We start from the raw sequence: 15,237 nt of genomic DNA on the forward strand, positions 1-15,237 counted from the left end.
CAGCTTTCCGAAGAACATGAAGCAGTTCCAGAAAGACTTTAAGAAGAGCCGGGACACCGACAAGGACGCCTATTACCTCTTCCTGATTCCTGGTTCGGGTGCCCGGGCAGGCTTCATGCCCTTCAAACGGCAGTATGGCTATATCTGGACAGGGTCCACCGGCGACCTGCCCCGCACGATTGCCCATGAGCTGGCCCACGGGGCCTTCAGGCTGAGGCACACCTTCAGCCCTGAGGCCTTCATTGCTACCCAAGGCTCCACTGACAACCTGATGGACTATTTATCTGCCGGGGCAGGTTCATCTTCCGGAGCCACCCACCTGTACAAACACCAATGGGACAATGTACACAACCCCGAGGGTGTGACCAGCTGGCTGCAGGATGATGAGGAGGGGGAGATGGAGGGAGAGCAGAACCCTGTTGAGAGCTTCGTTTCTGAAAAGTTGACAACTTTAAATCTGAATGCTGAACAACAGGTAGCCGGATATCTGTATTGTCGTAAATGTGATGAAGAAGTCAGAGATTTTCAAGAGGTTTCAATTTCCTCGAGTTTAACAGAAGTCATTTATCAGCGGCTGAAATGTCTTCTTTATACCTTCAATGTTACAGAAGACGGGTTTAACTCAGAGGAGGAGGGAGATATAGACTTAACAGATCAAAGTCAGCTGTCCCTTGGTGAGATAAGAATACTTTCTTTGATGGAAACGTCGGAGTCCACGCAGGCATTGTTTGGTGTTCTCAAAAGCAATGAACTACTTCCCTGCTCAAAGTTCATTGACGATTATTTCGACTCCTTTGATTATTGTGATCAAAGTTTAGGAACCAATGAAAAAGACCTCCTGCTTAATTCCTTAGCCCAGTGTATTGGCAGCCAGGCAACTGGAAAAAACCCCAACGAGCTGGTTGAAAACGTTAAGCGAACGCTGAGGAGCCCCCTTTCACCCAATGAAAGGATTACTGTCACCGTAAAAACAGAAGGGGGCCAGGAAGTATTGGGTCATCCTAATGAATCAGAGTCTCTCTTTACAGTGACTATTGATCAGCAGGGCGTACTCGACTTAACGATTTCTGAGGAATTCCTGCGAAACCTGGGATTCACCGACCCTTCCATTATCGCTGAGATTATTCGAAATCTGGATGATCTGGTGGATGAAGCAAAAATTAAGTTCTGTGGTGATTCGAAAGTAAATCCTCAATGTGTTTCGGAAGTGTTCGAATTCCTGCAGCTGATGAGCCTTAACCTCGAACACATTGCAAAGGCAGGAGTCATGCATGCGGCTATGTGGAAGAGCGATGACCCAGTCAGGCATCTGATACCCGAAAAAGGCAAATGGAGTCCCCTTGTAGGTGGGGCTATTGATGGGGGAGTAGAGTCTGCAATGGGGATTCCGATCCTTGTTTCAACGCTGGGCCAGCTCATCATTTTTGAAGATCAAAAAAATGCTGCTCTTCAAATATTTACCGCGGCAGGATTTGACCGATTGAAAGAGGCGGTGGCATCGGAGATCGTTGAGGTATTCACCAACGATGAAAGGAGAGAATATACCATCACGAAAGCCTCCGTGGAGCTTGCCCTTAGCTATTATATGCTCCTAGGGAAGGCCGCAAAAGGGTTGAATGAGGTTCTGGAGAAAGTGGGGACGCTTGGGAATAAGCTTGAAAAGTGCCCAAGTCTGAGAAAGTATGTGCAGCAGTCAGTGGAAGGGAAGGATGTTGTGAGGCTCAAGAAGTTTGATGACTTAGCGACTGAAGTAGGCTCTGAAAAGCTTGAAGCCATATTTTCAAGAGTAGATGTTGAAAAGTTGGACGATCTGCTTGACGATCTTTCAGAATCCGTTAATTTTAAGACTGCTCTGGCAAACGAGCCGGAGTTGGTAGACTCGTGGGCTAAACTCGACAACTGGGGGAGACCAAGTTTAAAAAAGGATATCCCTACTCTAGAATCACTTCAAAAAATCCCAAGTTCAGACAAGTTAAAAGGTGTGTTTGATGATGACTTTTTAAAAGCTATGTCAGATGTACAAAAGACTGCTGGTACTGGTTCAGTTCCTGCAATGAAGGAATTGTTTGACAATATCGAAAGTGCGTTCAAAGGGCTTGATCTCACCAAGGTAGAAGGAATCGACTTGTTGAAGAATGAACTTAAGCGAACAGATTATGGCAAAATGATAGGATCCAACTGGACGTTGGAATATATGGGCAAGAATGCTGATTTGTTTAAGGGATTTGATAAGATCGTTTTTGAATCAGTGGAAAAGATAGATGATGTTACAGGTTCAGTAATAAGAAGGATAGATGTCAAAACCACAAAAGGAGTAAAGGACTTCTTCTTTGAGTTTAAATCCGTTCAACCTCCATTACCACCGAAAGGATTTGCAGATCAGTTTGTAAAGGACTTAAAGCTAGGAGAAGTCAATTCATTAGATCAGTTGAGATGGGTTTTTGATGGTAAAAAGGTAGATGAATTAGTACAGCAAGATTTTGTTAACGCTCTAAAGTCATCTAAAAACGATTTATTCAATAGTAAAGCGAAAAACCTTTTTGAGGATGCTTTGGAAGAAAGCTTTATTGATGCTGATGACTTGATTGACGCAATAGGTCAAAATGATAGTTGGTTTAAACAAGTTTTTCAAAAAGTCGAATAATGTTTAAAAAGTCATATCAAATCCGAGACGTAGAAACCGCGTTGTCTGCGGACTCAATCGTTTACAAGCTTAAGAATGGAGAGTTGTACAGTGTTAACAACAAGCCAATAAAAGTTAGCGATGATGTTTTTTCCTACAGTACTAAAAATGGCGATGTTTTTTTTCAGAAAGAAAATTTGAGCAATCTAATAAGGATGAGCCTGACTGACCTTAGTACAGTTAATGTTGAAGGTACATTTTCACTAAGAGGGGCGTTTTTTGTTGGTAATAAGCAAATCTATGTACTTGGTAAAAGTGAAGGAAAGAAGGTGGTTTACGTATTGGATATCAATAGTTTAAAAGTTCAATCAAAAATTGATTATGGTTGCTTTCCATTTATTAGTACTTCTAAAGGTTGTATCTGCAAAATAAAGTCAGGGTTACAATATGTAGACACTTCACTACAACAAGCGTTTTGGTCTTATTCTTTTCCAGAAGGCGAGAAGGTGGCAGGAAATATTTTCTTGTATGAAAGTGTATTGGTGGTTCCATCAGTGGCAGGGCAAGCACCAGATAATAAGGATTATTTGTACGGTATAAATGTTGAATCTGGTGAATTGCTTTGGAAAAGAGATGGAAGTTTTCAGTACTACCAGTTAGTGAAAAGTTCAGGCCTTTTATATGGTTTTGCGCATGGACTTTATGAGGTTACTGATATTGAGTCGGGTGAAAAATTAGTTGATAAAAAGCTGATAAATGACCTCTGGGTGTCCCAACATATGAACTCTATCGGTGATGGTGGCTTATATTTTGTTGGTGGCACTCATACCAACATGGGCATGTTTATTAGCAAATTTGGTAAAATTAATACCGAAACCCACGAGATAGAATTTATCCAGAAATTGGATGTAGCAGAAGGTGTAAAAGCTGATCCCCCCATTTATCATAAAGGGAAGCTCTACATCAAGGATAGCCTGGATACCCTTCATGTTTATGAGCAAGAGTAAATAATTAAGAGACATTGAGAGCCTCACAGATGTGTGGCTTTTTTATGAATAAGCCTGTCGGGTTTTGGTGTCCCTGATCACTAGGTCAATGTAATCAAATATTTTATCCCGCATGTCCTGTTTTAAGTTCTGTACTTCCAGAATACGGTTCATGGTTTTGCTGTCCAGTTTTACATCTGTTTTGCCTACCAGATGGGTTTCCTTCATCCATTTTCTCGATAGCCCCTTTGCCCTTGTTGGTCTTGTGACCAACAAGCAGGATAGGGGTGCAATCCACAAATCCCTGATCAATTAAAGGCTGGTGGACTAAACCACAAATCCTGTTAAGGCTGGATGATGTCCATTTGCTCCGGACTATGAGTATTCTCAGCCCGTACTTACATTAGGGGCGCCTGAAAGGCATCATCCATGTAGGCGAGCTCCATCATGTCTGTTGGTGACAACACCGCCAGAGGCAGAGCGGATATAACCAGGCACAGCTCAACGGTGAAAACCACTGGCTGAAGACTCCGCCATCTCCTTAAAAAAGATGGCGGTCTTTTCGAAAAAGATGGCGGTCTTTTCGAAAAACATCACCATCTTTTCAGAAAAGACCGCCATCTTTTTTGGATTGATCGAAAGGAAAATATACTGGCAAGCGACTGTTTGAAACCACTTATGGGTTATGCACTTCGCCTCCGTGGTTCACCAACAAATGCAGGGTGCGATCCACAAATCTCGGATCAATTAAAGGCCGGCGGACTAAACCACAACCCTGCAAAGGCAGGATGAGATCAAGTACTCCGGACTATGAATATTCTTAGCCCGTTCTTACATTAGGGGGCGCTGAAAGGCATCAGTTTTTGACTCACCATGCAGACTAGCTTCATCATGTCTGTTGGTGACAACACGAACAGAGGCGAGGGGTTTATTGGATATATGTTGATTGGGTAAATATTGGCCGTGTCAGAGACACTGGATTTCATTTAAGAGGTTTCAAGTGACCCGTCAGTTGACGGAACACTTAAAACAACAAGGGCGTGGCGGTGCCAAAAAGAAGAAGTAACGTGATTTAAGCTATAAAAAGGGCTCCTGAAAATTTTCAGGAGCCCTTTTTTTACGGGGTATGCTCTCAGTCCGTGGCCGGCATAGACACAAAAAAGGGACCACTTGGGTCCCTCTTTCTTAAATTATATCATTGAAACTCCTTACACGTAGTTGTTCAGCATCACTGGCATCACCAGCAAAAGGATGTCTTCGTTTTCGTCTTTTTCCACAGGCAGGATGATCCCAGCTCTGTTCGGCGCATTGAGTTTCAGGGTGATCTCTTCCGCATCCATGTTATTGAGCATCTCGATCAAAAACTTAGCGTTGAAGCCAATCTCGATATCCTCGCCATCATGCTCACAAGACAAACGCTCACTGGCTTCGTTGGAGAAGTCCAAATCCTCAGCAGAGATCAGCAATTCACTACCCGTGATCTTCAACCGCACCTGGTGGGTGGTCTTATTGGCGTAAATCGCGATACGCTTCAGCGAGCTCAGAAGTTCGCTCTTGTTGATGTTCATCGCATTCTCATTGTCTGAAGGAATCACGTTCTCATAATCAGGGAATCGCTCATCGATCAGTCGGCAAATCATCTTCACATTGTTGAAGCTGAAAAATGCATTGGAAGCATTGAACTCCAGATTGACATTGGTATTTTCAGAAGGAAGTGTAGACTTCAAAAGCGTCAACGCTTTCCTTGGGATAATCATATTATGTGCCATGTCCGAGGCAATATCTACCCTTCTGTATCTGATCAGTCGGTGACTGTCCGTAGCCACAAAGGTGGTATTGGTCTCATCCAGCTTAATGTATACACCCGTCATCGCAGGTCTTAGCTCGTCATTGCTGGTGGCATAGATGGTACTGTTGATGGCCTGAGCCAGCACCCCTGATGACATATTCACCGCATATCCGTCAGACACTGTAGGGATCTTTGGGAAGTCGGTGGCGTTCTCACCACTTAGTTTGTATCTACCGTTGTCCGAATTGATCTCTATGCTATAAGTATCCGCATCGATAGAAAAGGTCACCGGCTGCTCAGGCAAGTTCCGGAGCGTCTCCAAAAGAATCTTGGCAGGAATAGCAATACTCCCATTCTCCTTGGCCTCCACTTCCAGCTCGGTGATCATACTTGTCTGAAGATCAGAGGCTGTGATCGTCAATGTCCCATCTGTAATTTCAAAAAGGAAATTCTCAAGAATTGGCACCACAGGATTCGTGGTGATTACACCATTGATGGCAGAGAGTTGCTTGAGCAGATAAGATGATGATACTATAAATTTCATGAATTCACGATTTCAATTGGGCGTCAAATTTAACCCGAAATTGTCATTGGAAAAAAATATACCGGAGAATTGGTTTCCTTAATAATAATCTTTCGATTTTATGCCCCTTGAATGTGGTCTCGATCCTATTTTTTATACTTAAAGTCCTCCTTTTTAAGTAGAATCTCCCGCATTCGCCGGTCATCCACCACGAGCATAGACCCTTCGTACGTCATGAGTAAGTAAAAGCGATCCCCGGATAGCTTCGGGAAAATGTCTAAAACCACAGGTGCCTCCTGGTCAATCGCCTCAATGGTAAGGGTAGCCAATGGTGGCATTTTGGAGAGGCTATCGTATTTTTCAAACCGACCTGTACTCAACCATTCGTTGGTCTGAAAATATTCAAACAGGTTGAGATAGTTGACCACCGCATTCGAATCAATGGGGGCAATGTCCTGGACCACAAAGAAGTCTTTATCAAAATTGATGGTGAAATCCGAGTCGTCAGACCGCTGATAATCCAAAGTTAGTTTTTGAATGGTACGCCAGCTTGCGTCTATCACCAGGCGATCGCGCCATTGTGCTGGCCGCAGCTCAAAAAGCCCCCCCAGGTACTCGTTGTATCCGGGAATGTGCACTTCAAATACCTCCTCACTTCCGGTAAGGGCAAAATAGGTTTTGGTCTTGGTGGGATTGCCCCAAACCCTGAAACTCAAAGGACTCGCTCCACCTACTGACACTTCAATACCCTCTTCAGGTGCTATTTCCACCGGCTTTTTCACCTTCACCCGCGTCAAAATAGAGAAGAGCAGTTGGCGAACAGACGGGTCAACGGGATATTGATCATTCACCCGCCACGTGCCCGTATTTTTGGAGAGTACCACTCCCTCACCTATTTGGATGCCGCTGATCCCGGTGGTATCCGTCACCATGAACTTATTTTCATCAAAAGAGATACCTGATCGCTGGCTCCCAAGAAAGAAGAATACCACATTGACCAGTAGCAGTCCCAAAAAAATCACCAACAGGTTACGATTATGTGTTGTCATGTCAGTATTTGTTTCTGCGTTTTCTCCAAATCATTTTGAGTATCCCGAAGAGCACGAGCAGGACAATGGGGACTACCAGGTTGATGACCTGCCATTTGGTACGCTCCTGCTTCACCTTCACTTTGTCCAGGGGACGAATTTTAATCTCCTTGGCGCGGGTCTCCACCAGCCCATCCTCATCTACCAGGTAGTCGAGCAGGTTCATGAGCAATGCCTCATTGGCATAGGTTTTCTGACTATAGGGCTCCACACCCAAAGGCAACGGATTGCCATCCTCAAGGCTCAGCTCATTGCGCACGAGATCACCATCCGCAATCACGACGATCTTGTTCTTCACCCCATCCTCGACCATGTTTTCCTTTTTGAATCCCTGAGGTGGAAATCGGTTTTTATAGAGCGAGGTAAATGTGCCTTCAAGCAAATAGCCAACCGCTCGTGGGCCACTTTGAAATTTTTCTGGCATGAGATCCGACTGCAGGTCATTGAAGCTTACGGTGACCGGCGCCCCCATCACTTTGCTATTGGCTGAGGTCATCAGCAAAGGAATCTTCTCCACCCCCACGGCCTTCACCGTGTCAATGGTGGAAGCAAACCTGGCCATCACCGCATCCATGTTTTTCACAACCGGGTGATTGCCATAGTTGGTGATGATCGGGAAGTACGGCCAGGGTAACATCCGTATTTGGGCCTGATCACCCAGATTGCCCGCCACTACAGGGAAATCACCACAGTTGAGATCGGCCACATAATTTTGATTGATCCGCACGCCATATTTGAAAAGCAAATCGGCGAGTTTGGTGTCATATGGAATGGCCACAGTGCCATCACCCGCCGCACTGTCCATGTTCACACTGAGCGCATCCAGAAAGAAAGCAATGCTGCCACCCTTCATCACAAACTGATCCAGAAGAAATTTCTCACGATCTGAAAAAGCCGTAGTGGGCTTGGTCACCAGCAGCAAATCATAGCCCGTAATAGGTGTGGTGCGAGTGGGCAGATTCACCCGGAATAAATCATACTTCGTAAGCACCAGATTATTCAGTCCGGCCAGCTGACTGGTATCCGGTTCATTATGTCCGGTGATCAGTCCTACCCTTTTCCGACCCGTGCCTGCCAGCTGCTGTATGGCATTGGCAAACTCATATTCCAACCCTTCGATCGACTGGTTAATAATCTCCTCCGGCCCACTGGCCCGGTTACCTTTCAGTAAATTAAGGGCCAACTCGCGTCCCCCGTAGGAAATAATTGCTCCCGGAAAAATTAGTTTTTGCGTGCTCTTCCCATCAATGGTATAATTGAGATTGGTAGGCTGAAGCCCCTGATTGATCAATCCCTGAAAGTACTGATTGCGGGCGCGGGTACTCGCCGCTTCTCCCGGGTCTACAAATTTCACATCGAAATTCACATCGGTGTAAATGGAAAACTCCTCCAGCAGTTCTCGAATCGACTTCTGAAAACGAATGAAATTGGCGGGTAATTCCCCTGCCAGATATACCTCCACGATCACATCAGCATCCAGCCTTTTGAGCAGATTTCTGGTAGGATCTGAAATGCTATACCGGTTTTCTTCGGTCATGTCCAGGCGAAACCTGTACCGGTCAGCAATCTGAAAAAGCAACACTATCACCAGCAAGCCTATGCCCAGGTGCAACCACAACCCTAACCTGTAACCACTTTTCCTCATTTTCCGAACCCCAGGGTTAATTGTGTGAACAGCAACATTAGAGCCATAAGGCTCCCGAAATAGACAACATCCTTAAAATCCAGTAGGCCGCGACTGATAGAAGTATAGTGTGCCATAATGCCCAGCTCAGAAATGTAATAGGACCAGTCAGCCCAAAGGTTGATTTCTGCAACGGCATCAAAACCGGCGTAGAAGAAGAAACACAGGAAGGCCGCCAGAATGAAAGAGACAATCTGGTTTCCGGTGAGGGCTGAAGCTAAAATGCCAATGGCCGTGAATACACCTCCCAGAAAAATAAGCCCCAGGTATGAACCAATAATGCCCGGTGTATCCAGGTTACCCACGGGGTTACTGAGGTAACTCAGGGAGTAGTAATAAATGATGGTGGGTAGCACAGAAAACAGGACCAGGAAGAATCCGGCGAGGAACTTCCCCATGATGATCTGAGAATCTCTGAAGGGCAAAGTCTGCAAAAGCTCAATGGTCCCGGAGCGCTTCTCCTCCGCAAAAGACTTCATAGTGATGGCCGGGATCAAAAACATAAACATATACGGCCCCAGGCTGAAAAGTGGCTCCATGCTGGCATAGCCATAGTCTAGTACATTGGTATCAGGGAAAACCCACATAAGAAGGCCGATGCCCACCAGAAAAACACCGATGACCACATAGGCAATCAGGGAGTCCAGAAATTCATTGACTTCTTTCAAAAAAATGCTAATCATGCTTCCGTCTTTTGCGTTAAGCGATGGAAAATTTCTTCCAGCGACTGCTGGGATTTGGTGAGGCTCACCAATGGCAGATCATGTTCGGAGGTGATTCTCAGTAACTCTGCCCGCAGGTCTGAGCGATCAGACTCAACCAGGTAAGCACTGGCACCGAAGGATTGGGGTTCGAAACCCGCCTGGATAAACACACGCTGATCCACGGGCTGTTCAAATTCGATGATAATCCCATTGGTATGATTGAGTCCTTCTTTGAGTACTGAGAGCTTATCATTGGCCACCAGCTCACCACGATCGATGATCACCACATGGTCGCAGATGGCTTCCACCTCCTGCATGATGTGCGTGGAGAGAATGACTGTCTTGTCCACACTAATGTCTTTGATCACCTGGCGGATCTCAAGGATCTGATTCGGGTCCAGGCCAGAAGTGGGCTCATCCAGGATAAGTACTTTGGGGTTGTGAATCAAGGCCTTTGCCAGACCTACTCTTTGCCGGTAACCTTTAGACAAGGCACTGAGCCGCTTCCCGCGCTCCCGCTGCAGTCCCACGAGCTCTATCATTTCATCCACCCGCTTGCCCGCACTTTTTAGCCCATAGGCACTGGCGATGAATCGCAAAAACTCCCGCACGTACATGTCCAGGTACAAGGGATTGTGCTCCGGCAGATAGCCCGTGAGTGCCTTGGTTTGAAGGGGGTGCTCTGTCACATCCAGACCTTCTATGACCACCCGGCCTGCCGTGGGCCGGATATACCCGGTGGCCATTTTCATGGTCGTAGACTTCCCGGCTCCATTAGGACCCAAAAAGCCAGTGATCATACCCTGCTGAGCTTCGAAAGAGATGTCGTTGACGGCCCGCTGTGCCCCGAATACTTTTGTTAAATGCTGGATAGATACGGCCATAGGTTTTACTGCTTGCCTTTTGGTCTGAGTGGTCTGAGTTCCAAATCTACAGGAAGATAATTAGGATGCGTATTTAAAAGGTCAACTACCGACTTAGCTACGTCTTCCGGACGCATCATGTTGTCATTCGCCTCTATGGATTCTATCTCATCAAAAAATGCAGTCTTGATACTCCCGGGATATACATTGGTGACTTTGATGCCCCAATCACGAAGCTCCATCATCAGGGAGTGGCCAAATCCCCGCACGGCATGCTTGGTGGCCACATAGCCGCTCATATTTTTCACACCGTTGAGGCCGGCTATAGAGCTGATATTGACGATGTGGCCCTGATCCATCTTTTTCATCTGAGGCACCACCATTTTGGTGCAGTACATGAGTCCATGTACGTTCACATCAAACATCCCTTTCCAATCCTCCACGCTCAGTTCATCCACTGGTCCCATCACGCCATATCCGGCGTTGTTGATGAGGATGTGAATCTCTTCACCCATGCGCGAAACGGATTCCCGGTAGGCGCTGGCCACAGAGTTAAAATCCGCAACATCGGTCTCCACAAAATGAAAGTGGTCATGCATCAGCTCTGGCTGAGACCTGCTCCAGCCGGCTACCTCCACACCTGCATCCAGCAGCTGCCGGGCCATTTCCAAACCTATTCCTTTACTCACTCCTGTCACGATGGCTCGCTTACCCTTCAAATGCTCCATTCTCCCTGTTGATTTTAATTAAACGCAATATTGTTGGTTTTTATTCTTATCTGAAACAGTCGCGGGGCATTTCTGTTTGGGGTAGGGGACATTAGGTGTACCGATTTTGTGAACCGTATTCATATTTCCGTTAAAGCGAACAGATGGAATAAATAAATAGTACAAATTTTTCTTGCTTAAATTCAAGTGAATTCGTATTTTGGATAGAACTTTGACATAATTCCCACCCACCGCCTACTTAGAATTATGAAACCAACATGCACCCTCTTAACCAGTATCTGCGTTTTATGTAGTTTTCTATTTACCTCTGCTCAAGGCATCGACCCAGATTTTAAAGTAAAAACAAGAGGAAAGAACCATTTCTGGAAGGTAACTCCGTTAGTCAACGGGAAAATTCTGATACGTGGGAGTTTCCATGAAATTAATGGGCTTTCATCATCTCATATCGTCTCTATAAATACAGATGGAAGCTTGGATGATGCGAATTGGTATAAAGGTGATAAACCATTAACTAAACCTGCGGTCGGTCTGGAATCAAACGGAAGTGTTGTCGTTTTTTTAAATTATTCTGACAAAGTAGAATCGATAATCATGTGTTCCTCTACAGGTGAAAAGCTTTGGGAATATGCTTTGAACGACTATGTTAGGGACACTTATCTCCTTAATGGAATCATTGGAAGGTATATTGTGACGCCCGATAGCTCAGTTTACATATCTGCAAGAATAGTTGAAATTGAAGGCCACCAAACTAACGGAGTCTTTAAACTCACAAAAGATGGGACTTTGGATAAGTCTTTCAGTGCGAATGTATCTGCTACCCCTCATATTCTCTTGTTTCACAATGAAACTAAGAAATTACTCTTTAAAGGCAACTCAGGCAATTACATTTCACTTTCTGAGACTGGCAATCTATTGAACCAATTTACCTTACCAAACTCGAACCTTGTCAAGGCTGATGAGGACGGTATATGGTACATTTCTTCCGATGAGAGTAGTTCCAGAATTTCAGTATATGATTATGAGGAATCGACGCTAAAACATTCTCTGAATTCTTTTATCGGTATGTACGAAATGAAAGCGATCAATGATGATTTTCTTGTATATACTCTGCAATCTGAAATCCATCAATTCGATTTAAAGAAGAATTCTGACAAGATTATAGGACGTGTAGATGAAAACTCCTATGACCAACTTGTCTTTACTGGACATAATGGTCTTATTCTTTCTGGTGGATTCCATTTTATCACTTCCGGTGAGGACCTATACTGGCAAAATCCTATTGAAACAGAAGGTTTTGCCTGGTTTAATCTCGATGAATCGGGATCTCGTACCCTGACCGAGACTGGTTTGAACTTTCAATCTTTGAAACCAGCCCATTTTATTTTTGAGGATGAGTCAATGGTTACATTAGGCTTATTCAATAGGTCAGCAAATAATTTGGATATGATGGAAATCGGATATGATGGAAATGAGGAAATAATAAAATTAAATATCCCAATCAAATATGATCCAGGTGACTACAATGAGGAGAACCTGATATCGCTCGGAGACTCGTTATATGGAATCAGGGTTGATTTTGCTCATAATAGCCCGGTCAATACATTTCTTTTCACTAAAAACTTTGATGAAGTGGGTATTTATGAACTCCTAGGAGAAGAGTTTGACAATTTCATTCTTTCAAATAGTGCTTACGACAATGTAAACGGACGTCAATATTTCTTTGGATACTTTGTGCAAGCTGGCAACAATTACCAGGCCCTGATTTTGGACTCAGATGGAAATGTTATCAAACGAGCCTCCGACCTTCTGGAGATTCCTTCTGGTTTGTCAGGAGCTGGAAACCTTGAGATAAGTAATGGTCTGATATATAGTACTGGATTATTTAACAATCAGAAAAGCGGATTATTGATTTCTGATTTGAATTTGGAAGAGCAGGAGGTTATCACCTTAAATGAAGGGGGTTGGATAGAAAAGGGACAAGGGCTATTGAAACTATCTGATCAAAGCGTAATAGTGGCCGGTAATAGCAGCTATTATGGCGAACCCGAAGAAGTGGCTGTTTTGAAAAAATATAATGGCCGTGAACCGGTTGATACTTTTAATCCTGATCTGTTCAATCAACCGATGATAAAAAAGCCTTTGTTTTTGGGAATGGCTGAATATCAGGATTGGTTGATCATTGCTGCTTATTTCTATGATTATGACAATTCGATTTATCCAGATCTTAAGTTTCGGGTTTTGGATTTGGAGACCGGTGCTTTTGTAAAAGACTTGGATATTGGCATACATCAGGATTCTAAAATAACTGGCATTCAAACTTATGACGATGCCCTTTACATCAATGGTCATATTATCAATGAAGATGGTCAGGAATTTTCCTCCATGAGATATTGGTTTATTGATTTATTTGAAAAACTACCCGTTCTGGATTACGAACTCTCCGCTGATAATCTTCTTTTAGGAGAAAGTTTCACTTTGCGTAACCTGAGTAATGATGGATTGAAGATTGATCTTGAGAGCAATGAAACCTATCTGGAAATAGACAAATCCTATGAGATAACACCAACCGTATCAGGCTTGAATACATACCATATCACCGGGTTCAATCGCTACGGAACTATCCAATCTGAATTTTCAGTCTACGTTCATGAGGCTAAAGTTGTTTTATCAGTTACAGACAATGAAATGATAACATATCCAAATCCAGCTGATGATCACATTTTGTTCACCGAACTCATTATTCCATCATCTGTGGAAATGTATGATTTTGCAGGAAGAGAGCTCCATATTTCCTTAGACAGGGAGAGGTATTCCATCGATATCTCTCACCTGAAAAAAGGCATCTATTTGCTAAAAACACGCACCCAAGATGGTCAGTTGATTCAATCCAAGATCATTAAAAAATAGATGTAAGCACATTTCGATGACCACTTTTAATGTTGTTTGGGGATCACTATTATTTTCTCATTCTCGCGATTTCTCAAATTTATTTAAATCCAAAATTCATTCTCCTGTTAATGAAACCTGTAGGATATAGTGAAATATGGCAAAATCAAAAATCATAAGTTATGCTAAAGTTCCTTCAAAACAGAAGTGTAAAAACCAACTATTATTCGCTTGTAAAATTTTTACAATTAAAACCAATAGCATGAAAAGAATATGTGCGCTAGTCTTATGTGTTTTTGCACTCAACGCCTGCAATCAGAGTGACCCGGATATCGACAAGGAAGAGGTGATAGATGAGGTGGAGGAAGTGGAAGAAGAAGAAGAAGAAGAAGTACCTACTTCTGAGCCGATAACAACCAACATAAGGGCTTTCATGTTTGGGCATAGCCTGATGGTACATGAACCACCAGCTATTGCCACACCGAGTAATGAAACTACCATCCCACATTGGATTCATTTTCTTTCGGATGCGGCAGGATACGATTTTGCAGCAAATGGTCAATACGGATTTTTGCCTCAGCATCAAAACACCCCTCCAATCTCTCAGTGGGGTTTCGATCATGTCAATTCAGCCTGGGATTCCGATCTCAGTACGTTTGATCAGGCGAATTTTAACACAATTTTGCTCACAGCCGGAAATTTCATTCAGTATCAACCTGCGACCGAAAATTATTATGGAGAAAATTTCACCCCTGTGGATGTTACTGCAAATATCGTCAATTGGTGCCTGGGTCAAGAGGAACAAATGACCATCTATATCTATGAGAACTGGCCTGATATGGCATCGTTCTTACACAATGATTTTCCTCCCAATGCCTCGGAGTTTGAGGCTTATAATGACTACACACGTGGGGAGTTTCATCAGTGGTGGCTGGATTATCAGGACAGGGTACGTGAAGCTGTCCCAAATGGAGATGTTAAAATGATTCCCGTTGGCCCCATTTTAGCAAAGCTCTTAACGGATATAAATGCGCTGAGTAGCATTTCAATGACGGAATTATATGAGGATGATGCGCCCCATGGGAGACCAACCATTTACTTTCTGGCATCTCTGGTCACCTATATGTCCATATATGGAACACCGGCACCAGCTAAATTTGTGGTACCCATCACCGTTCATGAGAACGTTCGGGACAATTATGAAGTGATCGTTTCCTTCATTTGGACAGAACTGGAAGCATTTGACTTTGATGACGGAAGCAGCAGAATATGGTAGAACCATCCCTAACCGTTTTTTTGATGAGATGAAGCCTCCTCCTTCCCGGACTTAACATTCAACCTCAGGAAAAGCTACTTTCACAGC

The 15,237-nt window shown here is 44.0% G+C and carries 11 protein-coding genes; 4 read left to right on the top strand and 7 right to left on the bottom strand.

From position 1 onward, the window contains the following. The first annotated feature begins 115 nt into the window (after nt 1-115). Together RIH33_RS05800 and RIH33_RS05805 are read left to right on the top strand one after the other, a co-directional pair. Nucleotides 116-2,644 carry a hypothetical protein gene (locus tag RIH33_RS05800; protein ID WP_406654036.1) on the top strand — a complete coding sequence of 843 codons (2,529 nt, stop codon included), beginning with the start codon at nt 116-118 and terminating at the stop codon, nt 2,642-2,644. Further along, on the top strand, nt 2,644-3,630 hold the full coding sequence (locus RIH33_RS05805) for a hypothetical protein (RefSeq protein WP_406654037.1): 987 nt from the start codon (nt 2,644-2,646) through the stop codon (nt 3,628-3,630). Before RIH33_RS05800 ends, RIH33_RS05805 begins: the two co-directional genes overlap by 1 nt. Nucleotides 3,631-3,672: 42 nt before the next feature. Here RIH33_RS05805 and RIH33_RS05810 read toward each other — a convergent pair whose 3' ends face one another. From RIH33_RS05810 to RIH33_RS05840, 7 genes are all read right to left on the bottom strand, one after another. After that, complete coding sequence (locus tag RIH33_RS05810) at nt 3,673-3,837, bottom strand: hypothetical protein (protein WP_406654038.1); 165 nt, start codon at nt 3,835-3,837, stop codon at nt 3,673-3,675. Between the two features lie 980 nt (nt 3,838-4,817). After that, on the bottom strand, nt 4,818-5,942 hold the full coding sequence (gene dnaN, locus RIH33_RS05815) for a DNA polymerase III subunit beta (RefSeq protein WP_159584849.1): 1,125 nt from the start codon (nt 5,940-5,942) through the stop codon (nt 4,818-4,820). Between the two features lie 125 nt (nt 5,943-6,067). Then, the gene (locus RIH33_RS05820) at nt 6,068-6,970 is read right to left on the bottom strand and encodes a hypothetical protein (protein ID WP_406654040.1); all 903 of its coding nucleotides are present in this window, start codon (nt 6,968-6,970) and stop codon (nt 6,068-6,070) included. A 1-nt stretch (nt 6,971) separates the two neighbouring features. Next, a complete protein-coding gene (gene gldG, locus RIH33_RS05825; protein ID WP_406654041.1) occupies nt 6,972-8,654 on the bottom strand; it encodes a gliding motility-associated ABC transporter substrate-binding protein GldG in 1,683 nt (560 codons plus the stop codon). Further along, nucleotides 8,651-9,376, bottom strand: a complete 726-nt coding sequence (gene gldF / locus RIH33_RS05830) for a gliding motility-associated ABC transporter permease subunit GldF (RefSeq protein WP_406654042.1) — start codon at nt 9,374-9,376, stop codon at nt 8,651-8,653. The genes gldG and gldF overlap by 4 nt, the downstream gene beginning before the upstream one ends. After that, nucleotides 9,373-10,281: an ATP-binding cassette domain-containing protein gene (locus tag RIH33_RS05835; protein ID WP_406654044.1), complete on the bottom strand. Its 909-nt coding sequence runs from the start codon at nt 10,279-10,281 to the stop codon at nt 9,373-9,375. The genes gldF and RIH33_RS05835 overlap by 4 nt, the downstream gene beginning before the upstream one ends. A gap of 5 nt (nt 10,282-10,286) precedes the next feature. Continuing rightward, nucleotides 10,287-10,988 carry an SDR family oxidoreductase gene (locus tag RIH33_RS05840; RefSeq protein WP_406654045.1) on the bottom strand — a complete coding sequence of 234 codons (702 nt, stop codon included), beginning with the start codon at nt 10,986-10,988 and terminating at the stop codon, nt 10,287-10,289. A 246-nt stretch (nt 10,989-11,234) separates the two neighbouring features. Here RIH33_RS05840 and RIH33_RS05845 point away from each other — a divergent pair, with 246 nt between their 5' ends. Together RIH33_RS05845 and RIH33_RS05850 are read left to right on the top strand one after the other, a co-directional pair. After that, entirely contained in the window at nt 11,235-13,895 is a 2,661-nt protein-coding gene (locus RIH33_RS05845; RefSeq protein ID WP_406654046.1) for a T9SS type A sorting domain-containing protein, read from the top strand. Nucleotides 13,896-14,136: 241 nt separating this feature from the next. Further along, nucleotides 14,137-15,150, top strand: coding sequence for a hypothetical protein (locus RIH33_RS05850; RefSeq protein WP_406654047.1), 1,014 nt, complete (start codon nt 14,137-14,139; stop codon nt 15,148-15,150). The last annotated feature ends 87 nt before the right edge of the window (nt 15,151-15,237 follow it).

The sequence above is a fragment of the Marinoscillum sp. genome (assembly GCF_040222955.1).
Taxonomy (GTDB): domain Bacteria; phylum Bacteroidota; class Bacteroidia; order Cytophagales; family Cyclobacteriaceae; genus Marinoscillum.

What these genes read in the sequence shown, in the direction of transcription:
- gldF (WP_406654042.1), bottom strand. Translation starts at nt 9,376, where the DNA reads ATGATTAGCATTTTTTTGAAAGAAGTCAATGAATTTCTGGACTCCCTG.
- RIH33_RS05820 (WP_406654040.1), bottom strand. Translation starts at nt 6,970, where the DNA reads ATGACAACACATAATCGTAACCTGTTGGTGATTTTTTTGGGACTGCTA.
- RIH33_RS05845 (WP_406654046.1), top strand. Translation starts at nt 11,235, where the DNA reads ATGAAACCAACATGCACCCTCTTAACCAGTATCTGCGTTTTATGTAGT.
- gldG (WP_406654041.1), bottom strand. Translation starts at nt 8,654, where the DNA reads ATGAGGAAAAGTGGTTACAGGTTAGGGTTGTGGTTGCACCTGGGCATA.
- RIH33_RS05805 (WP_406654037.1), top strand. Translation starts at nt 2,644, where the DNA reads ATGTTTAAAAAGTCATATCAAATCCGAGACGTAGAAACCGCGTTGTCT.
- RIH33_RS05850 (WP_406654047.1), top strand. Translation starts at nt 14,137, where the DNA reads ATGAAAAGAATATGTGCGCTAGTCTTATGTGTTTTTGCACTCAACGCC.
- RIH33_RS05840 (WP_406654045.1), bottom strand. Translation starts at nt 10,988, where the DNA reads ATGGAGCATTTGAAGGGTAAGCGAGCCATCGTGACAGGAGTGAGTAAA.
- dnaN (WP_159584849.1), bottom strand. Translation starts at nt 5,942, where the DNA reads ATGAAATTTATAGTATCATCATCTTATCTGCTCAAGCAACTCTCTGCC.
- RIH33_RS05835 (WP_406654044.1), bottom strand. Translation starts at nt 10,281, where the DNA reads ATGGCCGTATCTATCCAGCATTTAACAAAAGTATTCGGGGCACAGCGG.
- RIH33_RS05810 (WP_406654038.1), bottom strand. Translation starts at nt 3,837, where the DNA reads ATGAAGGAAACCCATCTGGTAGGCAAAACAGATGTAAAACTGGACAGC.
- RIH33_RS05800 (WP_406654036.1), top strand. Translation starts at nt 116, where the DNA reads ATGCCCTTCAAACGGCAGTATGGCTATATCTGGACAGGGTCCACCGGC.